We start from the raw sequence: 20,617 nt of genomic DNA, 5'->3' as shown, positions 1-20,617 counted from the left end.
TCACCACAATCCCAAAAGCGATATCCCCAATAGGGCTGTTTTACTAAGATTATTTCTAAATTCAACGGTTCCGTTCAACAGGAGTTTTCATTGTTCGTCCTGCGGACGCAACGAAAACTTAGTTGTTGTAGGCAGTATTTTATTTCATTTCCATGATTGATTAAACCTTAATTTTTTTAAATAATTATATAAATTCATTAAATTTTTATTGTTTCTCATTCCAATATCCGTAATTGAATTAGATTTATTTTTCTCTTTTGAAACGATAAGGGTTGCTTCAGAGTTGTGGATTTGATTTGATATGAAATTACCTTTTTTAAATTCTTGTTTTAGATTCTTTATTAGCATTATAATCTCATTAAAAACTGTTTTTTTTAGTTTAACTTTAAATACTCCTTTAATTTCAGAATTTCTAATATTATATCCTTTTTCATTAGTTCCAAACCCTACTACATCTCCTTTTAAGTTTTCTTCATAGTTGTTATTTTTGGCAATAAAAATTGCTGTTCTATCTCTATATATTATAATACTAAAGTCTGGTTCATTAGCATAACCATTTGTATTGAATTCAATTTTTTCTATTTTATTTTGACTAAAGCAACTGATAGAGAGACTGACAAAAAATAAAAATAGACTTTTCATATTACTATTTTTTAATTGCATGGGTGATTCAAATTTGGGGCATTACCAAGTGGGCTATTTGTATAGGTTGTACCATTAGGATGAGCGAAAGTGTATGTTGAATTGTCTTGTTCTGCTGCATTAGTATTTACTATATTTAGCCAACTCGGGTTCACATTGCTTGGATTATTAGTGGCATCACTGGGGTTTAAGTATTGAGGGTATAAAGATTGAAAAGTTGGAGTATTTAGCATTGCTCCAGACCAACATAAATTTTTATAGAAATTAAATGAATTTGTATAACCTAAAGATGATGCGTAAATTGACAATGAAGTTGCCATATCTTCTACAAAATCTGTCATTAATGTGTGATGAACAACCCCAAGATTAGAAGGCAAACCACCTAAATAGTTTATGTGTGCTTCCACTAAATTTTCAAATCCATCCAAAGGTGTACCATCTGATGAATTCAACAGCCCTTCTTCAAACATATAAACGAACATTGCGTGTAAACTTTCATGAATAACAGTTCTGGCTATTGATAAATCTGTCGCATTCTCTAAATATGATTGTCTAATTCTTATAGTTATGTTGCAAGTACTTGTATTTGGGTCATATACAGAAGACGAGCTTGTATTCCCGTTGCCTGAAATAGAATTAGAAACCTCAAAAATAAGGTTTGTACCATCATTTGTTTCAAAAGCATTTAATACCCCTTGAGTAAGAGGTGAGCATACGCCCACTGCATTTTGAATAACTAATTTGTGACAAGGGTAGTTATTTAATGAGTTGTCATATATTATGTTTTCTTCAAAATCTACTTCGCCGTCAGGTTGTCCATCACCATCATTATCTGCCAAAGTATCAATGGCTAAGAGAGTAAATGCTTGAGCCTCTACACTACATAAGTTTTCGTTAAGGTAACTGTTTATAAGATTTGTTTGGTTTCCTAATGTAGTTAGTACATTAAATTGTTCATCGGACATTATAACATCGTCGGTATCATCAGGATCATTGATACATGCCTTTATTAAGTTAGAAAACATTAAATCAATTAAGGGTATGTTTGGTGTAGGGTTATTATTTCCGCCTCCGCTAGGTGTACCGTAAGGGTTGCTTGTGCCGTTAGGGTTTTCAGAGCCACCGCCGCCACAATTCGTATCTGTTGTTGTATATATAGTTTGTAAAGAACATTCTACATAAGCAGGGGTACATGTATTAGATGCCGAGGTACAACCACACTGTTCACCAACAGGATGACTGTCTCCGGTGCAATGTACATCCCAGCAAGTTAGATTTTGAGTTGTATCTACAAGTTCTGGTCCACAACTACCGCGTGCTACGATTAAGTTTTCGTCCTCTATTACCTCGATACCCAAGTAATTTGTGTCAAACACAACACTTCCGTCTTCGCTTACAGTATAATTATAAGTTAGAAGTAACTGCTTATATGTGCCATTTGTAAAATTTTTAAAGACATAGTTCTCTAACACATTAGGCGTATAGATATCACGCTCTACCAAAAAGGTATAGGTTGTAAGACTACTATCGATTTCTATAATTTGTACACGTGTTTCGTCAATTGAAAAGCCATAAGTTTCAGAAGTGGTTCTACTATTAGTGGTTATAGAAGATAAACTATATTTATTAACTTTCTCTTCTAACTTAGGGTTGTCATTTTTAATACGTTCCCAATTGGTAATAGTTACATTATATCTAGCTTGAGTATTATCTATAGTACTTGGAGTTGTTATTTCTGTAGTATCGGCTTCGGGTATAATAATATCTTCTTCTTGACAGTTGTAATTAAAGAGAAAAATAGTACCGATTAAAAATTTAAATAATAATTTGGTGCTTTGGTGCTTTGGTGCTTTAAAATTCATTGATTATTTAGTTTACCTCAAAACTAAGCAATTAGCCAATACAATGTAACAAAAATGTGGTCAAATAGCTAATTGTATGCGTGAAAGCGTTTTTTTTGTAATGAAATTGTTTTGTGGATACTCTAAGGACTAATGAAGGAGTTAATTTTAGAGATTCCCACTTTCGCGGGAATTAGAAATGAAAAAGGGTAAACAGAAGTTCACCCTTTTTGCCCCAAATCTACCATAAACTTAATCTACTTAAGTTAAAGTAAAAACAAATATAATTTACGTGAGTGAATAACAGACAAAACATAGCCAAAAAGCGAAAATATCAGTTTAAGGGAGTTTTAACACGAGTGTCCTACTGTTTTTGTGCGAGTTAAGCTTTAAAAAAGATAAAATAACTCAGAGTTTTTCTGTTTTAATACTAAGAAATTAAGCTTCTTTTAGGCGTTGTTTAATAAGCTCGTTCTTTATTGCCCTCGTAAAAATTGATGAATGCTTTATTCACAACTCTATTTCCGCCGACAGTTGGGTAATCTCCAGTAAAGTACCAATCACCCAAGTTCTTTGGGCAAGCCATATGTAAGTTTTCTACCGGTTGAAAAATGATTTTAACCTCAGCATTAACATCATCGTCACTCAACAATTCAGATATTTTATTTGAAATTTGTTCATCCGTGAAATTTGTATAAATCTCTTTAACAAAGTTTTTCACGTCCTTATCATCTAATTGAACTTGCGCTTTACACTTTTTATAAACATCTTCAACAATACCGTAGTTATTTGTGTCTTTTAAAAGCTCTAATGCGGCTCTAAAGGCGACTAAACCTTCAAGGTTAGCCATATCAATACCATAACAATCTGGGTAGCGAATTTGAGGAGCCGAAGAAACCACTATAATCTTCTTAGGTTGTAAGCGGTCCATCATTTTTATAATACTCTTCTTCAAAGTTGTACCGCGTACAATACTATCATCAATGATAACTAAGTTATCGGTTGGTTTTATAACGCCGTAAGTTACATCATAAACGTGGGCTACCAAGTCATCCCTACTACTATCTTCGGTTATGAAGGTTCGTAGTTTTACGTCTTTAATTGCTATTTTTTCAATACGTGGACGTTCAGATAAAATTTCGGTGACTTTATCTGCAGATAATTTACCATTACCATCCAGAATGGCTTGTGTTTTACGTTTGTTAAGATGTTCTTCAACAGTATCAATCATTCCAAAAAATGAAGTTTCTGCAGTATTAGGAATAAAGGAAAATACTGTATTCTTTGTGTCTCCATCAATAGCTTCTAGTACCTTAGGCATTAGTAAGCGACCCAATTCTTTTCGTTCTTTATAAATTTCGGCATCACTTCCACGTGAAAAATAAATACGCTCAAAAGAACAAGCTTTACGTTCTAATGGTTCTAATATTTCTTTAATAGAAGTTTCTCCAGATTTTTTAGTAATAATGGCATGTCCTGGAGCTAACTCTTTAACATCATCAAAGTCGACATTAAATACAGTTTGAATCACTGGGCGCTCTGATGCAACTACAACAATTTCGTCATCTTTGTAATAATAAGTAGGTCGAATTCCTGCAGGATCACGTAATACAAAAGAATCCCCGTGACCGAGTAAACCAGCCATAGCATAACCACCATCCCAATTTTTAGCGGCTTTTCTTAGAATTTTAGCAACATTTAAACGTTCGGCAATTAGTGGGGAACATTCAACTTTGCTGTAGCCTTCTTTTTTTAATCTCTTATAAATCTTTGCGACAGCATCATCTAAAAAATGACCTATTTTTTCCATAATAGTTATTGTGTCGGCTTTTTCTTTTGGATGCTGACCTATTTGCACAAGATTATCAAAGAGCTCAGTGACATTGGTCATATTAAAATTACCAGCGACTATGAGGTTTCTGTGCATCCAATTATTTTGTCTTAAAAATGGATGAACACTCTCAACATTATTTTTCCCAAACGTACCATAACGAACATGGCCTAATAGTAATTCGCCTATGTAAGGAATATTCTTTTTTTGTGCTTCAACGTTATTTTGATATTCAGGATTTTTGGTTAATTCCTCATTGATGCGCTCATTTATCTTTGCAAAAATATCTTGTATGGGTTGTTGAGCGATAGAACGCACACGGCTTATGTAGCGTTCGCCAGGTTGTGTGTCTAACTTTATACTTGCAAAACCGGCACCATCTTGTCCACGATTGTGCTGCTTTTCCATCATTAGATACATCTTATTTACACCATAAAATGCGCTTCCATACTTTTCTTTATAATATTCAAGAGGTTTTAAAAGGCGTATTAAGGCAATACCGCATTCGTGTTTTAAAGCGTCACTCATTGTTGTTGTGAGAGTTTGTATGTTGTGTTTTTTTTCAAAAATACTGAAATAAAAAACGCGCCAAAATTAGGCGCGCTTTAATTTATGATAGTTCTATATCGAATTGTGTTAGTTGCTGAAATTGTTTGAGGCGTTTTTGAACCTCGCCACTTTTTAAATTTATCATACGTTCAGTTCCAAATTTTTCTACACAAAACGAAGCTAGAGTAGAGCCGTATATAACAGCATTCTTCATGTTCTCAAAAGAGAAATCATTTGTTTTTGCCAAATAACCTGAAAAGCCACCTGCAAAAGTATCTCCTGCTCCTGTTGGGTCAAAAACCTCTTCTAGTGGTAATGCTGGTGCATAAAACACATTGTCGTTATGAAACAATAAAGCGCCGTGTTCCCCTTTTTTAATAACTACGTATTTTGGCCCCATTTCGTGAATCTTGCGTGCAGCGACTACCAAAGAGTATTCTCCAGTAAGTTGTCTTGCTTCCTCATCATTGATGGTTATAACGTCTACGTGCTTAATAGTTTCATGAAGTTCATTAAGCGCACAATCCATCCAAAAGTTCATCGTGTCTAAAACGACGAGTTTCGGCTCTTTATTCATTTGGTTGAGTACACTCATTTGTACAGACGGGTGTAAATTACCAAGCATTACAACTTCTGCATCTCTATAGTTTTCAGGAACAATTGGGTTAAAGTGTTCTAAAACATTTAACTCAGTAACTAAAGTATCACGAGAATTCATATCGTTATGGTATTTACCACTCCAAAAGAATGTTTTACCATCTTTTATGATTTCTACACCAGAGACATCAATATTTCTATCGGATAATAAGTCTAAATATTCTTGCGGAAAATCACCACCAACGATAGATACAACTGAAGAATCTACGTTAAAGTTAGAGGCTGCAAGACCAATAAAAGTACTAGCGCCACCGAGGATTTTGTCGGTTTTGCCAAAAGGTGTTTCAATAGCATCAAAGGCTACTGTTCCGACAATTACAAGTTTGCTCATTTAGTTTTAATTAAGATGCAAATTTAGGTAAAATTTATTCGTTCTGAAATTCTATTCTAGCTTTAAAACATTTATTATTTTCGTCCAAAATCTGCAGGAATTTCTCCCCAAGCTTTTGTTTCCCATTTCACTATTATGTTGGCATAGTCATTTTCTTTAAGCCAAGTTATAGCATGGTCGACCAGCTCAAAAACAGGCCTGTTTTTTTCGTTGCGTTTTAGTTTTGTGTTACATGTTTTTTTACGAACCCAACTCATAGCAGTTTTTGAATCAGTGTACATTATACGGTCACTATTGTGTTGTTTTAAGAATGCTAAACCATGTACTAAAGCTAAAAATTCACCAATATTATTGGTGCCTTCCTCAAAAGGACCTTGAATGAAGAGTTGCTTTTTTGTTTTGGTATCCACACCGCGATATTCCATTTTACCAGGATTACCGCTTGAAGCTGCATCAACTGCTATAGAATGATAATTGGGTAGGCCTATTTTTTTGAGTTGTGCTTGTGAAAGGTCACTTTTAAAAATTTTAGATTTGCCAATATAATCTTTGCAGTTGCCTTTGAGTGCTTTTTTGGCTGCCTCAAACGTCGTAAAAGATTTGTATTGTGCGCCTTCAAAATTTTGGATTTGTGCTTTGCAATCTTCCCAAGTTTCGAATACGCCAGTATGGTGACCTTTCCAAACGGTGTAGTATTTCTTTTTCTTTTTAGACATTTAATAAATCTTTCACAACATTAGGAAAATACTCCATCTCTAATTCATGAATCTTTTTAGCGATATCTTCTGCAGAATCTGACGCTTCAACTTTGCATTTGGCTTGAAAAATAATAGCACCTTCATCATAATTTTCGTTCACGAAGTGGATTGTAATCCCGGTTTCAGTTTCGTTATTTTTTACTACAGCCTTGTGAACGTTCATGCCATACATGCCTTTTCCTCCAAATTTAGGAAGTAGCGCAGGATGCACATTTATGATCTTATTAGGGAAACATTTTAAAATGTGCTCAGGAAATTTCCACAAAAAACCAGCTAAGACAATCAAATCTGGTTGGCTTGCTTTTAACAGATTAAGAACATCTTTTGTTATTGTAAATGCAGTTCTGTTAAAAGAAAAGGCACTAACACCGAGGCGTTTACAGCGCTCAAGAACTTTGGCATGGGGATTGTTAGTCAATACCTGAATAACAGACGCATGTTCACTGTTTTGAAAAAACTTTATCAAATTTTCAGCATTACTTCCCGAGCCGGACGCAAAAATTACAATTCGCTTCATAAACAGTTATCAGCTTAATATTATTCAAACAAAAAAAAGAATAATAATTAACAATTAGGCTCAAAATCTAAATACTTATTTCTATTTTTATCTATGGAAGGCACATTTTGTAGGTAAATCTATTTTTTAAAATAAAGTTTTTTATTTTTGCCGTCTAATTAAAACTTAAAACTAAAAGATTATGTCAGACATTGCATCAAGAGTAAAAGCGATTATAGTAGACAAATTAGGTGTTGATGAAAACGAAGTTGTAACAGAAGCTAGCTTTACTAACGATTTAGGAGCAGATTCATTGGATACAGTAGAGTTAATCATGGAATTCGAAAAAGAATTCGATATTCAAATACCAGATGATCAAGCTGAAAACATTGCAACAGTTGGTCAAGCTATCTCATACATAGAAGAAGCAAAATAAGAAGTTAATTTCATGGAATTAAAGCGAGTTGTAGTTACCGGTTTAGGTGCACTTACACCTATTGGCAATACTAAAGACGACTATTGGGATGGTCTTGTTAATGGAAGGAGTGGTGCTGCGCCAATAACATATTTTGATGCTGAAAAGTTCAAAACACAATTTGCCTGTGAAATAAAAGACTTTAAAGTTACTGACTTTATTGATAGAAAGTTGGCAAGACAGATGGACAAGTTTTCGCAGTATGCTATGGTTGCCTCAGATGAAGCAATAGTAGACTCAAAACTTGACCTAGATGCTTTAAACAAATTACGTGTAGGTGTTATTTGGGGAGCTGGTATTGGAGGTTTAGAAACATTTCAGGAAGAAGTGTTAAACTTTGCCAAAGGTGACGGAACACCCAGATTTAATCCTCGTTTCATTCCAAAAATGATTGCCGATATAGCGCCTGGAAACATATCCATTAAATATGGATTTATGGGACCTAACTATACAACTGTATCTGCATGTGCCTCTTCTGCTAATTCAATGATTGATGCCCTAAACAATATTCGTTTAGGTCATTGCGATGTTGTAATTACAGGAGGAAGCGAAGCCGCTGTTACCATTGCTGGTATGGGTGGTTTTAATGCTATGCACGCCATGAGTACACGAAATGATAGTCCTGAAACTGCCTCAAGACCTTTCGATGCAAATCGCGATGGATTTGTATTGGGTGAAGGAGCAGGTGCTATTGTTTTAGAAGAGTATGAGCATGCAAAAGCACGAGGTGCAAAAATATATGCAGAAGTTGTTGGTGGCGGTCTGTCATCAGATGCTTATCACATGACAGCACCACATCCTGATGGCATAGGTGTTATTGCGGTAATGAAAAATTGTTTAGAGAATGCAGGACTGAATCCTGAAGATGTAGATCATATAAATACACACGGAACATCAACACCATTAGGTGATGTTGCAGAGTTAAAAGCTATATCTGAAGTATTTGGTAGTCACGCCAAGACTATTAATATTAACTCTACAAAATCTATGACGGGTCACTTGTTAGGTGCTGCTGGAGCTATTGAAGCTATTGCTTCTATAATGGCTATGGAGCATGGCATAGTGCCACCTACAATTAATCACGAAACGGTTGATGAAAACATAGATTCAGAATTAAATTTAACACTCAATAAAGCGCAGAAACGCGATATTAAAGTAGCAATGAGTAATACGTTTGGATTTGGCGGTCATAACGCTTGTGTATTATTTAAAAAACTAGACTAAATCCCGAATGAGTATCTTTCGTAACATATTAAAAAATTCCCGTTCTGAAGAAGACGGGAATTTTTTTTTACAACTCAAACAAATTTTAGGATTTACACCTAAAAAAAAATCACTTTACCTTAAAGCCTTTACCCACCGTTCTATGAACATTAAGGACAAAAAAGGAAATGCTATAAACTATGAAAGGTTAGAGTTTGTAGGAGATGCTATGTTGGGTTCTGTTATTGCTTCCTTTTTATACGGAGAAGTGCCGCACGGCGATGAAGGCTATCTGACTAAGATGCGATCGAAAGTCGTAAGCCGACAGCATTTAAACGAACTAGGGAAAGAGCTTAATCTTATAGATTTAGTACGAAGCCGCATTCCTAAAGATAATTTTGGTAGTAATATTCATGGTAATTTATTTGAGTCTTTGGTAGGTGCTATTTATCTGGACAAAGGGTACAAGGCTTGCGAGAAATTCGTTTATAAAAATGTCATTCTTCCTCATGTAGATATAGAAAAACTTGAAGGTAAGGTTATTAGTTATAAAAGCTTACTAATTGAATGGTGTCAAAAAGAAAAGAAAACCTTTAAATACGAGGTTTACGAGGATACGGGAAACGATGCTTTAAAGCATTTTTCAGTCAAGTTGAGTATAGACGATAAAGTGATAGCTAAAGCACGTGCAACTTCCAAAAAAAAAGCAGAAGAAAAAGCTTCTAAGCGCGCTTTTTTTGCTTTTCAGGAGCAAATATCAAAACAATGATATGTTTTTTTTAAACAAAACAACGCAAACGTTTTCGTAAAAAGACTAGGTTAAGTTTCATGTAAACTTAGCGAATCTCCTAGTTTTATGCATTATATTTACTCCGTATTTATAGATTATAAATGGCATTACACAAGCTTTTAGTAGACGATTTTTATGACGATAAATATTTGCTCTTTGCAGTACATTGTAGATTAGAAGACTATCGCTTAGCCTACATGCTTAACAAGCATTTAGGCTTACGTTTATTAAGAAAAGAAAAGGATTTAGATCTTAATTACACGTCTTCTTCTTATGCGGTTTATGAGTATTATGATGTGCCAAAAGATATAACGTGGAACCTCATTGCAAATATTTGTATGCGCGAAGAAGAAAGCTTAGCCAGTAGTGGGGTTTTATTTGCAAATGATATAAAAATCTCAAAAACTTATAACCTACTTCCTGAAATGAAGCAAGTTGATTTTTTTATTAAAATCTCTAATGATACACGTCATATAAACGAAAAACTAGTTATTAGTAAACTACAAGGTATATCACAAATTATAACGACTTATACTGTAGATTTGAATAAAATAAAGTCAAAAGAACATTTAATTTTTTAGAATAAATGAAGAATAAGAAAACGAAAATAGTTGCGACCTTAGGACCAGCAACAAGTAGCAAGGCTGTTTTAAAAGAAATGTTAGATGAAGGTGCAAATGTGTTTAGAATTAACTTCTCTCACGCTGATTATGATGGCGTAAAAGAACGCATAAAAATGATACGTGAGCTCAATGAAGAATACGGATACAATGCTGCTATTTTAGGAGATTTACAAGGCCCAAAATTACGTGTAGGTACTATGAAGGAGGAAGTCGTTGTTGATCCAGGTGACGAAATTATTTTTGCTACTGGCGAACGTTTTGAAGGCACAAAGGAACGCGTTTATATGACTTATGACCGCTTTCCACAAGATGCAAAGCCAGGCGAACGTATCCTTTTGGATGATGGTAAATTAATTTTTGAAGTTGTTTCTACTGATAAAAAAACAGAAGTAAAAGCAAAAGTAATACAAGGCGGTCCATTAAAGTCTAAGAAAGGTGTAAACCTTCCTAATACAAACATATCGCAACCTGCATTAACCCAAAAAGATATAGAAGATGCCATTTTTGCCATAGGGCAGCAAGTAGATTGGATAGCTCTATCATTCGTTAGACATGCGGAAGATTTAATGCAGTTACAAAAGTTAATCAATGAGCATAGTGAACATAAAATCCCAATCATTGCTAAAATTGAAAAGCCAGAAGCGGTAGAAAACATTGATAAAATTGTGGCTTATTGCGATGGACTTATGGTTGCTCGAGGAGACTTAGGTGTAGAAATTCCTGCAGAAGAAGTACCACTGGTACAAAAGCAATTGGTACATAGAGCCAAGCGTGCTCGTATTCCTGTGATTATTGCAACACAAATGATGGAAACAATGATTACAAGCTTAACGCCAACGCGTGCTGAGGTTAACGATGTCGCTAACTCTGTAATGGATGGTGCTGACGCTGTGATGCTTTCTGGAGAGACTTCTGTTGGTAAATATCCAGTACAAGTTATCCGTCAGATGGCAAATATTATTCAAAGTGTTGAGAATTCTTCTTTAATAGAAGTGCCACAATTACCACCACATATTCGTACCAATAGATATATTACAAAATCAATTTGTTATCATGCTGCACAAATGGCGAATGAGATAGATGCCAAAGCTATTTCTACATTAACTAACAGTGGTTATACAGCATTTCAAATTTCGGCATGGCGGCCTTCTGCACATGTTTTAGTATTTACATCAAATAGTAGGATTTTAACACAACTTAGTTTGCTTTGGGGCGTAACTGCTTTTCATTACGATAAATTTGTAAGTACAGACGAAACGATTGAAGACGTAAATGCTATTGCTTGTAAAAAGGGTTATTTGGACGTGGGAGATATGTTAATTAGTTTAGCAGCAATGCCAATACAAGATAAAGGTATGGTTAATACGTTGCGTGTTACAGAGATTGAGACGTGTAGTTTTTAGAAATAATTTACAAGTCACTTCTGTATTGATTAAGTTGACTGATGCAGAAATCATAAAATGTTAAATCTAATTAAAATTCAAATTTCAATTGAACGCTAATCGGATTTTCAAACTTTTTTTCAGGTTTCTTTTTAGCATCTTCTGTATTTAAATTTGATAACGAAATCCCTAAAAGTCTGACGGAATTATTCAGTTTGTCTTGATACAATAAGTCTTTTGCTGTTTCAAGAATTATACTCTTGTCGCAAACGAAATAGGGTAAGGTTTTACTTCGGGTTTGAAGCGTAAAATCACTATATTTAATTTTTAAAGTGATGGTTTTTCCAGATACTTTGCTCTTTGCTAAACGGCGAGCAACTTCTTCGGCAATAAGTTCAACTTTTTCAAGCATAAAAATTTCTGAAGACAGATTTTCGCTAAACGTACGTTCTGCAGCAAGTGATTTACGGATGCGGTTAGGTTTTACTACGCTATCATGAATGCCACGAATAATGTAATAGTAGTAGCTTCCCGATTTTCCAAAGTTCTCAATTAAATATTCAAGTGATTTTGATTTTAAATCCTTACCAGTAAAAATCCCTTTTTGATACATTTTTTCGGCAGTGACTTTACCAACGCCATAGAATTTCCGTATATCTAATTCTTTTAAGAATTGTAGCACATCTTCTGGATTTACAGTTTTTTGTCCATTAGGTTTGTTGTAGTCACTAGCAACCTTAGCTACAAATTTATTTATAGAAATGCCTGCGGAAGCTGTTAAGCCAGTTTCATCAAAAATACGTTTCCTAATTTCTTGCGCTATGATTGATGCACTTGGCATGCCTATTTTGTTTTGTGTCACATCTAAATAAGCTTCATCTAAAGAAAGTGGCTCAACTAAATCTGTATACTCGTGAAAAATCTTTCTAATTTTTTGAGACACTTCTTTATAACGGTCAAAATTTGTTCTTACGAAAATCAATTCAGGACATAGTTTTTCTGCTAAACGTCCAGACATAGCACTCTTAACACCAAATTTTCTAGCCTCGTAACTTGCAGCGCTAATAACACCACGTTTTCCACCACCGCCAACAGCAATGGGTTTTCCTCGCAATTCAGGATTGTCTAACTGTTCTACAGATGCGTAAAACGCATCCATATCAACGTGAATAATTTTCCGAATTGGTAAATCGTTTGGCATACTGTAAATTTAGGCAATATTATGACCGAAATAGAACGAAAATTTTTAGTAAAATCCGATGCTTTTAAAGTCAAAGCATTTAATTTATATCATATAAAACAAGGATTTTTAAATAGTCATCCAGAACGTACAGTTAGAATTCGATTAAATAAAAATCAAGGTGTTTTGACTGTAAAAGGGAAGTCAACTTCAGACGGATTAAGTCGTTTTGAATGGGAGAAACAGATTTCTGTAGATGAGGCAGAGTCACTTTTGCAATTATGCGAGATAGGCATCATAGATAAAATAAGATACGAAGTAAAAGTAGGCAACCATATCTTTGAAGTTGATGAATTTTATGGTGATAACAACGGATTGATTATAGCAGAAGTGGAGCTAAATTCTGAAACAGAAACCTTTGAAAAACCAGATTGGTTAGGTGAGGAAGTCACAGGTAATGTAAACTATTACAACTCAAATTTGAGTAAACAACCCTTTAAAGACTGGTAGCTAAAAGAACCGAGGCGATTTAATACGTTTATATTTTTTTACGAAACTATATCTAATAATTACTTCATGTGAAGACGGTGCAAATTGTCTAATATCTGACCTCACCGCATCGTAAGCATAGCCAATATTAAGCTCTTGGGTAATAGCAAAATTTACCAGACCTGAAAACGAATCGTCATTTCGGTAAGAAACTCCTAACTCTAGTTTTTTAAATAAAAGTACGTTAGTGTTTAAGTCAAAAGAAACTGGTGCTTCAAAAGCAGATTTTACTAAAAGCGAAGGTTTTAATTTCAAGTTTTCGGACAATTCAAAAACATAACCGCCAGTAACAAAAAGGTGTTGTGTTTCTGAGCCAAGTTTATTTCCATTGGCATTGAGATGCACCGAATTTAAGAAGTTAGGAATGGAAACCCCAGCATAATAGTTTTCGGTAAAGTAGAATAGTCCTGCTCCAATATTTGGTGTTGTACTGTTTATGTTTTCACTAAAGAATGGGTCATTTGGGTCAAAAACAGTAAGATTATTTAGGCCTATATCGTGAAAAGTAGCACCTACTTTTATACCAAAAGAAAGTTTATGATTATCTTTTAAAGTTATAGTATAACCAAAATCCGCATAGATATTAGTTTCTTTTACGGGTCCTAATTGGTCGGTAATAACCGAAAGCCCAGCTCCCATATTTTCAGAGAGTTTAAAGTTTCCAAAAAATGTACTCGTTTGTGGAGCACCATCAATTTTTGTCCATTGGTCACGGTATAAAAGACCAAGATTTAGATACTCTGTAGCTCCAACATATGCAGGGTTTATAATTGGCATATTGTACATGTACTGCGTGTATTGTGGGTCTTGTTGCGAGAAGCTAAACAAGCCATATAAACACAGTATTGTACAATAGAAATATTTCATTTTAGTTATCTTTCTTTAGCTCAATATATACGGGAAAATGGTCGCTATATCCACCTTTGTAACGTTTGCCAACATAGGTTCTAAAGGGTTGACCTTTAAACTTTCCATGGTATTGTGTTAAAAACTGCGAGTTATAAATATCGGCTTCACTCAAATTGAACTTTGTAGAAGTAGCGTCAAAAAAATTGGTTGAAATTAGAATTTGATCAAATAAATGCCACTCAAAATTATGGTTTAAGCTGCCTTTATCTCGTGTAGAAATCTTTTTAAACGGATTATATAGATTTGATTTTTCCTCTAAAGAAATGAGACTTCTATTTTGAGGTGTATCGTTAAAATCACCCATAACAATAATTTTTGGATTGTCATAGTTTTTGTTTAAGACTTCAACAACACGATTAACCGTATCTGAAGCAGCTAGCCGTTTGTGTTCTGTCTCTTTTTCGCCTTGTCTTCGAGAAGACCAATGATTTACAATAATGTGTGTTTGTTCATCATTTAAGCGTCCTGAAACTAATAAGACGTCTCTAGTATAGTCACGGCTACCATCTTCTTTTGTGAGATATACTGCGAATGGTTCGGAATGTGAGACTTCAAAAACATCAGTATTATAAATTAGCGCAACATCGATTCCACGTTCATCAGAAGAATCGTAATGTACAATATCGTAGTTATAATGTCTTAGATATTTACCTTCAATCAAATCTTGCACTACTTGCTTGTTTTCGACTTCAGCAAGTCCCACAATAGCTGGCGGAGAATCGACATCGTCTTCTCCAATTTGAGTAATAACTTGTCCTAACTTTCTGAGCTTATTTTGATAACGTTTTGTTGTCCATCGTTTTGCTGAATGTGGTAAAAAGTCGTCGTCATAAGTATTGGCATCGTCTTTTGTATCAAAAAGATTTTCAATATTATAAAATGCAATGGTGTGTTTTTGACTCATACCGCTAAAGATATAATTAATATAGATAATGTGGTATGGCACAATTGTCTAAATTTGTACTTTGAATTATTTATGCTAGAAAAAAAAGACATTGACCTCGAGAAGGTTGTACTTATAGGAATTGTTACCAAGGAACAAGATGAAGAAACCTCCAAAGAATACTTGGATGAGTTAGAGTTTTTAACCTATACAGCTGGTGGTGATGTTATTAAACGATTTACTCAAAAGTTAGACATGCCCAATCCCAAAACCTTTATTGGTAGTGGTAAGATGAATGATGTACAGGAATTTGTAAAAAAAAACGACATTGGCACTGTGATTTTTGATGACGAACTATCGCCTGCACAAGAGCGTAACATTAGTAAAATCCTTAATTGTAAAATTTTAGACAGAACAAATCTTATACTCGATATCTTTGCTCAACGTGCACAAACTAGTTATGCAAGAACCCAGGTAGAATTAGCCCAGTGTCAATACTTATTACCACGATTAAAGGGAATGTGGACACACCTTGAAAGACAAAAAGGAGGTATTGGTATGCGTGGTCCTGGAGAAACAGAAATTGAAACAGATAGACGTATTGTACGTGATAAAATTTCGCTATTAAAAGCAAAAATAAAAACTATTGATAAGCAAATGGCGGTTCAACGCGGTAATCGTGGAAAACTAGTACGTGTAGCATTAGTAGGCTATACCAATGTTGGGAAATCTACTTTGATGAATGTTATTAGTAAGTCTAAAGTATTTGCAGAAAACAAACTTTTTGCTACACTAGACACTACAGTTCGCAAGGTGGTCATTGGCAATTTGCCATTTCTTATAAGTGACACTGTTGGTTTTATCAGAAAGCTACCAACACAACTGGTAGAATCTTTTAAAAGTACGCTAGATGAAGTTAGAGAAGCAGATTTGTTATTGCATGTGGTTGATATATCACACTCAAATTTTGAAGAACATATAGAGTCTGTAAACCAAATCTTAGACGAAATTGAAAGTAAGGACAAGCCCACTATAATGGTTTTTAATAAAATTGATGCTTACCAAGCAGAACCTTATGATGAAGAAGATTTAATAGTTGAGCGTACAAAAGCTAATTACTCTATCCAGGAGTGGAAACAGACGTGGATGTCTAAAATTGGCGATAATGCTTTATTCATTTCGGCATTAAACAAAGAAAACTTGGACGATTTTAAAAAACGTGTGTATAAAGAAGTCCGTGAAATTCATGTGACGCGTTTTCCTTATAATCACTTTTTGTATCCAGATGTAGAGGATATAGAGTAAATAAAAGAGGCGTCTTAATTAAGACGCCTCTTTTATTGTTTTTAATTTTCTTAGAAATTATAACTTAAACCAATTGTATAATAAGACTGTAAATCGTTATCAACATTATCAAAGGTTGCCTCAGGATTTGGAACTGGAGCTAGATTTCTAGCAAAATTTACAGCTTCTTGATGGTTACTACGTAATCCAAAATCAAAACCTACACCAATACCTTTCCATAAGGTGTAGCTAAATGAATTAATCCAAGTCCAGTTAGACAAGTCACTACTTTCATAACTAGCAAAAGCAGATAAATTTGTTTTAAAATTAACTTTACCTAATTGTCTTGTATAGTCTGCAACTATTTTTGCACCTAAAGACGAGTTAAAAATTGTATCATCATCAGCAAAAACAAAATTGTAGTTTAAAGGATGGATTACAACAACTAAATCTGTAATTGGTGTCCAAGTAAAACCAACACCCAAATCTAAGTATCCTGGGTCATTAAAGTTATTTAATAAAGTTGTTCTATATTCTAGCAAACCAGATGCTGCCCATTTATCGCTTAATTTTCTACCGTATAAAGAAGTAATGTTAAATACATCAGTTGTAGGCTCAAAATCATCACTATCTAAAGGATTGTCCTTATTATCTAGTTTTGTCCAATTAAGATTCAGGTTTAAACTATTTCTCCAGAAATACTTATCCTCTAATTTATTAGCAAAGCCATTTACTGTAAAGCCAATATTTCCTGATGAATTATTTGGTGCACCTTGAGCATACCAATTACTAAAGTTGGATAAGCTACCACCAATGGTACCAAAAACTCCAGTTCTCCATCCAGGTAAAGCGTCTATTTGTGCTTGTAACGCATCAGCTTCTCCTTGATATTTGTCAGCTTCAGCTTGTTTCTCTGCTTTTTGTTTCTGTAAGTCTTCTTTTGTTTGGGAGTAACCAAGGCTAATAGCAAATACCATGAGTAATGATAAAATAAATTTAGTTTTCATTTGTTTAAAGTTTTATGGATTGATGTGCAAATATAATAAATGGAAAAAAAAGTGAACTTCTATTTTTTTCTTTTATAGAGTGGTACCGAAGAACAAGCTTCACCAAATAGTATGGATTTGGCAACAGGTTTTAATATTTGTGAAAGGAGAACAAGTGCATTTGCAGGTACAGGTTTATGAGAACAACCTTTTATAATTACTGGTGCATCATTGTAATCCGAAATGTCTAATTCTGAAATAATCTGAGTATAAATAATAGATTCTAAGTGCTCTAAATTACCAATAACTGTAAGTTTCGCAATATCTTGAAGTTGAATAGAAATCAACATATAGGCCCAATCGGGCACAATAGCATCTGATGAGCAATACAAAGCCACATAAGAATCTTGATATTGCGACCAATTGTGTTCTGAAACATGATTTCTAAACTCTTTTTCTCGTAGTACAAGACCTTCTAACAACCAGTCTTTAATATCAAAAGCGATACGTTTGCCGTTTGGATAAAAGTCTTCTAAGTCAATGACTTTTAATTTACTATTGGCAACCCTATTTATAATTTCTTTAGCCATTATAGCATACCTAATTCTAACTTAGCTTCTTCACTCATAAGGTCTTGTGACCAAGGTGGGTCAAAAGTAATTTCTACTTCAGCATCTTTAACTTCGTTGATAGACTTTACTTTTTCTTCAACCTCAAGCGGTAAAGTTTCTGCAACAGGGCAATTAGGTGATGTTAAAGTCATTAATATTTTTACATCAAAATTTTCATTTACAAATACATCGTAAATTAAACCCAACTCATAAATATCCACAGGGATTTCTGGGTCATATATCGTTTTTACAACTTTGACGATTTTATCGCCAAGAGCTGCTGTATCTATAGTTGTTTCGCTCATTTTAGTTTAATTGTGTTTGGTATGCTATAGCATACATTTTTAGCTGCTTTATCATACTTACAAGACCATTTGCTCTCGTCGGCGATAAATGTTCTTTAAGCCCAATTTTATCAATAAAATCAGTATTAGCCACAATAATATCTTTTGGATGTTGATTTGAAAAGGCTCTTATAAGTATAGCAATGATTCCTTTTGTGATAATGGCATCACTATCAGCTGTAAATTCTACTTTATCATTGCTCATATTGGCATGTACCCAGACCTTACTTTGGCAACCTTTTATGATATTATCATCGGTTTTATATTGCTCTTCTATAAGAGGTAGCGTTTTACCTAAGTCAATCATGTATTGATAGCGTTCTTCCCAATCTTCAAACATTGAGAATTCGTCAATAATCGCGTTTTGTATATTTTCAATCGTCATTGTAACATCTTTAAAAAACAAAATTACTACTGTTTTTTTACTTTCTCTGCTAATGCTAACACTTTATTAACGAGTTCTTCAATTTCTTTTGGCGGAAAACCCGCATCAAAACTTGGCGTCATGTATATAACGTCACCTTGTTTTATAGACAGGGTTGTATGTGCTGCACCATCATAGAGCCTCTTGTCTGTGGGTGCTTTTAAATTTTGAAATGCTTTTCTTTCAATATCGTCTAGGAGTTTCTTCACTTCTTCCCAATCTTTTGCATTACAGGGATATTCATCCATTTTTTGCAAACTAAGATCTTGTGACAACATAATCTTGACTTTGGAGACATAGATATACTTTGCAGAACCTCTAGACCTAGCTTCATATATAACTGCTACATCATAGTTTTGACCAATAGCCTTTTGCTTATCTGTTACCATTTGTTGTTCTTTAATGGATTGTGTATTAGATTTATTACTGTTTGTAGTTGTTTCTTTTTGCGAATTGCAAGAGCCTGTTAAAAAGAATAGTGTCGCTAAACTGAATAAAAATTTCATAATCTTGGTATTTTATAATGTGTAAGCTACATTTTTGATGCCAAAAAAAGGAGCTTCTCAAAGAAACTCCTTTAAAATTAATGCTTTTAGTGTTTTTTAGTTTCCGACTATGGATGCTCTTGGTCCGCCTGGAGCAAACACAGCCCGCATTCTCTCTTTTTGACCATCACTAAACATATACATACAACTATCATTTGTATAGTCCATATAGTTCATAGTCATATCGTTACTTCTACAATGCTCTGTAGGGTATGAGGGACAGCCTTGATTTGAGCGATCAGATTTTGGCGTGTCATACACAAAATCATCACGGTTGCATCTTCCATCTCCCCATATATGGCGAAGATTTAAATAATGCCCGACTTCATGAGTTGCGGTTCTTCCAAGATTAATTTCAGGAAAAACACTTCCTGCCGTTCCTGTATTCCCAAAATAAGGATGAGCAACTACTACGCCATCAGTAGATGGATCATCGCCAGGAAATTGTGCAAAACCAAATACCGTATAATTTCGATAAGACATTTTGTTTACGACCCAAATATTTAAATGTGTTTCTGGAGTAATAGGGTTAATACCCCCAGAAGAAGAAGATTTCATATTATCACTAGTTCCCCAATCTGTAATAGATGATTGTTTTCTTGTAATTCCAGCTAGTGTAAATTCAATTTCAGTATCTGTTGCTACAGGTGCAAATTCAGAAGGAACTAGACTGGCATCATTATTAGTTTTTCTAAAATCTTCATTCAAAACATCTATTTGTGACTGAATTTGTGAGTCACTAATGTTTTCAGTATTTGTATTGTATAAAACATGTACATAAACAGGAATGGTTACAATACCTAAGCCATCATCAACGGGGTCTCCGCCTCCGTTATCTCCTCCTGGTCCTCCGCCATTACCGTTACCATTGCCTCCCGGAGGTCTAAGATTAGCTATGAACTGTCTAGAATGCAATTCGATATTATACATTTTTTGATAAAGTCCAGGGTTTTCATTCAATCGACGATTAAGTACGGTCATTGAATTACACTTTTTTCCATTTACAGCTCTAGTATTAGTACCGTCTTCTGTAGCATCTGTGTATAAATAGAAGTCACTCATGTCTACTTTTGCTTGTTCTTGTTCTAGATTATTGTTGTCATCACTACAACCCGCAAAAAGAAGCGCCATTACAGCAACTCTTAAAATCGTTTTTTTCATTTTTAGTTAGTTTTTGGTTAAAAATTTTGTCAAATATAAAATAATTTGTTAAATTTTTAACAAATTAAAAAAATATTTGTTTACAGATCGATAAAGTGTAAGGCCTATATAAAAAAAGCACCTACAAAAAGGTGCTAATTATTTGATAAATATGTTGAAAGAT

The 20,617-nt window shown here is 34.2% G+C and carries 22 protein-coding genes; 7 read left to right on the top strand and 15 right to left on the bottom strand.

Annotated elements, in window-relative coordinates; all coding sequences use genetic code 11:
• Positions 1-144: 144 nt before the first annotated feature.
• From HKP48_RS05520 to HKP48_RS05495, 6 genes are all read right to left on the bottom strand, one after another.
• Positions 145-642, bottom strand: a complete 498-nt coding sequence (locus HKP48_RS05520; protein ID WP_296343664.1) for a hypothetical protein — start codon at positions 640-642, stop codon at positions 145-147.
• Positions 643-653: 11 nt separating this feature from the next.
• Positions 654-2,504 (bottom strand): hypothetical protein, encoded by a 1,851-nt coding sequence (locus tag HKP48_RS05515; RefSeq protein WP_296343662.1) that lies wholly within the window; start codon positions 2,502-2,504, stop codon positions 654-656.
• 439 nt (positions 2,505-2,943) lie between these two features.
• On the bottom strand, positions 2,944-4,842 hold the full coding sequence (locus HKP48_RS05510) for an amidophosphoribosyltransferase (protein WP_296343660.1): 1,899 nt from the start codon (positions 4,840-4,842) through the stop codon (positions 2,944-2,946).
• A gap of 82 nt (positions 4,843-4,924) precedes the next feature.
• The gene (locus HKP48_RS05505) at positions 4,925-5,851 is read right to left on the bottom strand and encodes a PfkB family carbohydrate kinase (protein WP_296343658.1); all 927 of its coding nucleotides are present in this window, start codon (positions 5,849-5,851) and stop codon (positions 4,925-4,927) included.
• Positions 5,852-5,925: 74 nt separating this feature from the next.
• On the bottom strand, positions 5,926-6,567 hold the full coding sequence (locus tag HKP48_RS05500) for a ribonuclease H family protein (RefSeq protein ID WP_296343656.1): 642 nt from the start codon (positions 6,565-6,567) through the stop codon (positions 5,926-5,928).
• On the bottom strand, positions 6,560-7,126 hold the full coding sequence (locus HKP48_RS05495; RefSeq protein WP_296343654.1) for a phosphoribosylglycinamide formyltransferase: 567 nt from the start codon (positions 7,124-7,126) through the stop codon (positions 6,560-6,562). Before HKP48_RS05495 ends, HKP48_RS05500 begins: the two co-directional genes overlap by 8 nt.
• A 181-nt stretch (positions 7,127-7,307) precedes the next feature.
• Here HKP48_RS05495 and HKP48_RS05490 point away from each other — a divergent pair, with 181 nt between their 5' ends.
• The 5 genes from HKP48_RS05490 to pyk all read left to right on the top strand — a co-directional run bounded on the left by HKP48_RS05490 (position 7,308) and on the right by pyk (position 11,599).
• Positions 7,308-7,541 (top strand): acyl carrier protein, encoded by a 234-nt coding sequence (locus tag HKP48_RS05490; RefSeq protein ID WP_008269813.1) that lies wholly within the window; start codon positions 7,308-7,310, stop codon positions 7,539-7,541.
• 12 nt (positions 7,542-7,553) lie between these two features.
• Entirely contained in the window at positions 7,554-8,804 is a 1,251-nt protein-coding gene (gene fabF / locus HKP48_RS05485) for a beta-ketoacyl-ACP synthase II (protein ID WP_296343652.1), read from the top strand.
• A gap of 7 nt (positions 8,805-8,811) precedes the next feature.
• Entirely contained in the window at positions 8,812-9,552 is a 741-nt protein-coding gene (rnc, locus tag HKP48_RS05480; protein ID WP_296343650.1) for a ribonuclease III, read from the top strand.
• A 122-nt stretch (positions 9,553-9,674) separates the two neighbouring features.
• A complete protein-coding gene (locus HKP48_RS05475; protein WP_296343647.1) occupies positions 9,675-10,154 on the top strand; it encodes an IPExxxVDY family protein in 480 nt (159 codons plus the stop codon).
• Between the two features lie 5 nt (positions 10,155-10,159).
• A complete protein-coding gene (gene pyk / locus HKP48_RS05470; protein WP_296343645.1) occupies positions 10,160-11,599 on the top strand; it encodes a pyruvate kinase in 1,440 nt (479 codons plus the stop codon).
• A 70-nt stretch (positions 11,600-11,669) separates the two neighbouring features.
• Here pyk and dinB read toward each other — a convergent pair whose 3' ends face one another.
• Positions 11,670-12,779, bottom strand: a complete 1,110-nt coding sequence (gene dinB / locus HKP48_RS05465; protein WP_296343642.1) for a DNA polymerase IV — start codon at positions 12,777-12,779, stop codon at positions 11,670-11,672.
• A 21-nt stretch (positions 12,780-12,800) separates the two neighbouring features.
• On the opposite strand from dinB, the gene HKP48_RS05460 reads away from it, so the two are divergent.
• Positions 12,801-13,268: a CYTH domain-containing protein gene (locus HKP48_RS05460; protein WP_296343640.1), complete on the top strand. Its 468-nt coding sequence runs from the start codon at positions 12,801-12,803 to the stop codon at positions 13,266-13,268.
• Here HKP48_RS05460 and HKP48_RS05455 read toward each other — a convergent pair whose 3' ends face one another.
• A complete protein-coding gene (locus tag HKP48_RS05455; protein ID WP_296343638.1) occupies positions 13,269-14,174 on the bottom strand; it encodes a type IX secretion system membrane protein PorP/SprF in 906 nt (301 codons plus the stop codon). It lies immediately after the preceding gene.
• Position 14,175: 1 nt separating this feature from the next.
• Positions 14,176-15,120, bottom strand: coding sequence for an endonuclease/exonuclease/phosphatase family protein (locus HKP48_RS05450; protein ID WP_296343636.1), 945 nt, complete (start codon positions 15,118-15,120; stop codon positions 14,176-14,178).
• Between the two features lie 72 nt (positions 15,121-15,192).
• On the opposite strand from HKP48_RS05450, the gene hflX reads away from it, so the two are divergent.
• The gene (gene hflX, locus HKP48_RS05445) at positions 15,193-16,404 is read left to right on the top strand and encodes a GTPase HflX (protein ID WP_296343634.1); all 1,212 of its coding nucleotides are present in this window, start codon (positions 15,193-15,195) and stop codon (positions 16,402-16,404) included.
• A gap of 50 nt (positions 16,405-16,454) precedes the next feature.
• On the opposite strand, the gene HKP48_RS05440 is transcribed toward hflX, so the two are convergent.
• The 6 genes from HKP48_RS05440 to HKP48_RS05415 all read right to left on the bottom strand — a co-directional run bounded on the left by HKP48_RS05440 (position 16,455) and on the right by HKP48_RS05415 (position 20,454).
• Positions 16,455-17,390, bottom strand: a complete 936-nt coding sequence (locus HKP48_RS05440; RefSeq protein WP_296343631.1) for a DUF3078 domain-containing protein — start codon at positions 17,388-17,390, stop codon at positions 16,455-16,457.
• Between the two features lie 59 nt (positions 17,391-17,449).
• A complete protein-coding gene (locus HKP48_RS05435) occupies positions 17,450-17,959 on the bottom strand; it encodes a DUF2480 family protein (protein WP_296343629.1) in 510 nt (169 codons plus the stop codon).
• Entirely contained in the window at positions 17,959-18,285 is a 327-nt protein-coding gene (locus tag HKP48_RS05430; protein WP_296343627.1) for an iron-sulfur cluster assembly protein, read from the bottom strand. Before HKP48_RS05430 ends, HKP48_RS05435 begins: the two co-directional genes overlap by 1 nt.
• 1 nt (position 18,286) lies before the next feature.
• A complete protein-coding gene (locus tag HKP48_RS05425) occupies positions 18,287-18,709 on the bottom strand; it encodes a SufE family protein (RefSeq protein ID WP_296343667.1) in 423 nt (140 codons plus the stop codon).
• A gap of 26 nt (positions 18,710-18,735) precedes the next feature.
• On the bottom strand, positions 18,736-19,254 hold the full coding sequence (locus HKP48_RS05420; protein ID WP_296343625.1) for a hypothetical protein: 519 nt from the start codon (positions 19,252-19,254) through the stop codon (positions 18,736-18,738).
• A gap of 96 nt (positions 19,255-19,350) precedes the next feature.
• On the bottom strand, positions 19,351-20,454 hold the full coding sequence (locus tag HKP48_RS05415) for a zinc metalloprotease (protein ID WP_296343623.1): 1,104 nt from the start codon (positions 20,452-20,454) through the stop codon (positions 19,351-19,353).
• Positions 20,455-20,617: the final 163 nt, after the last annotated feature.

The organism is Winogradskyella sp. (assembly GCF_013042245.1).
Taxonomy (GTDB): domain Bacteria; phylum Bacteroidota; class Bacteroidia; order Flavobacteriales; family Flavobacteriaceae; genus Winogradskyella.
The sequence above is the reverse complement of the archived record's forward strand: the minus strand, read 5'-3'. Positions and strand labels throughout refer to the sequence as shown.

Bases quoted from the DNA above. Each gene is read 5' to 3' on its own strand.
- HKP48_RS05520 (WP_296343664.1), bottom strand. From the start codon at position 642: ATGAAAAGTCTATTTTTATTTTTTGTCAGTCTCTCTATCAGTTGCTTT.
- HKP48_RS05515 (WP_296343662.1), bottom strand. From the start codon at position 2,504: ATGAATTTTAAAGCACCAAAGCACCAAAGCACCAAATTATTATTTAAA.
- HKP48_RS05510 (WP_296343660.1), bottom strand. From the start codon at position 4,842: ATGAGTGACGCTTTAAAACACGAATGCGGTATTGCCTTAATACGCCTT.
- HKP48_RS05505 (WP_296343658.1), bottom strand. From the start codon at position 5,851: ATGAGCAAACTTGTAATTGTCGGAACAGTAGCCTTTGATGCTATTGAA.
- HKP48_RS05500 (WP_296343656.1), bottom strand. From the start codon at position 6,567: ATGTCTAAAAAGAAAAAGAAATACTACACCGTTTGGAAAGGTCACCAT.
- HKP48_RS05495 (WP_296343654.1), bottom strand. From the start codon at position 7,126: ATGAAGCGAATTGTAATTTTTGCGTCCGGCTCGGGAAGTAATGCTGAA.
- HKP48_RS05490 (WP_008269813.1), top strand. From the start codon at position 7,308: ATGTCAGACATTGCATCAAGAGTAAAAGCGATTATAGTAGACAAATTA.
- fabF (WP_296343652.1), top strand. From the start codon at position 7,554: ATGGAATTAAAGCGAGTTGTAGTTACCGGTTTAGGTGCACTTACACCT.
- rnc (WP_296343650.1), top strand. From the start codon at position 8,812: ATGAGTATCTTTCGTAACATATTAAAAAATTCCCGTTCTGAAGAAGAC.
- HKP48_RS05475 (WP_296343647.1), top strand. From the start codon at position 9,675: ATGGCATTACACAAGCTTTTAGTAGACGATTTTTATGACGATAAATAT.
- pyk (WP_296343645.1), top strand. From the start codon at position 10,160: ATGAAGAATAAGAAAACGAAAATAGTTGCGACCTTAGGACCAGCAACA.
- dinB (WP_296343642.1), bottom strand. From the start codon at position 12,779: ATGCCAAACGATTTACCAATTCGGAAAATTATTCACGTTGATATGGAT.
- HKP48_RS05460 (WP_296343640.1), top strand. From the start codon at position 12,801: ATGACCGAAATAGAACGAAAATTTTTAGTAAAATCCGATGCTTTTAAA.
- HKP48_RS05455 (WP_296343638.1), bottom strand. From the start codon at position 14,174: ATGAAATATTTCTATTGTACAATACTGTGTTTATATGGCTTGTTTAGC.
- HKP48_RS05450 (WP_296343636.1), bottom strand. From the start codon at position 15,120: ATGAGTCAAAAACACACCATTGCATTTTATAATATTGAAAATCTTTTT.
- hflX (WP_296343634.1), top strand. From the start codon at position 15,193: ATGCTAGAAAAAAAAGACATTGACCTCGAGAAGGTTGTACTTATAGGA.
- HKP48_RS05440 (WP_296343631.1), bottom strand. From the start codon at position 17,390: ATGAAAACTAAATTTATTTTATCATTACTCATGGTATTTGCTATTAGC.
- HKP48_RS05435 (WP_296343629.1), bottom strand. From the start codon at position 17,959: ATGGCTAAAGAAATTATAAATAGGGTTGCCAATAGTAAATTAAAAGTC.
- HKP48_RS05430 (WP_296343627.1), bottom strand. From the start codon at position 18,285: ATGAGCGAAACAACTATAGATACAGCAGCTCTTGGCGATAAAATCGTC.
- HKP48_RS05425 (WP_296343667.1), bottom strand. From the start codon at position 18,709: ATGACGATTGAAAATATACAAAACGCGATTATTGACGAATTCTCAATG.
- HKP48_RS05420 (WP_296343625.1), bottom strand. From the start codon at position 19,254: ATGAAATTTTTATTCAGTTTAGCGACACTATTCTTTTTAACAGGCTCT.
- HKP48_RS05415 (WP_296343623.1), bottom strand. From the start codon at position 20,454: ATGAAAAAAACGATTTTAAGAGTTGCTGTAATGGCGCTTCTTTTTGCG.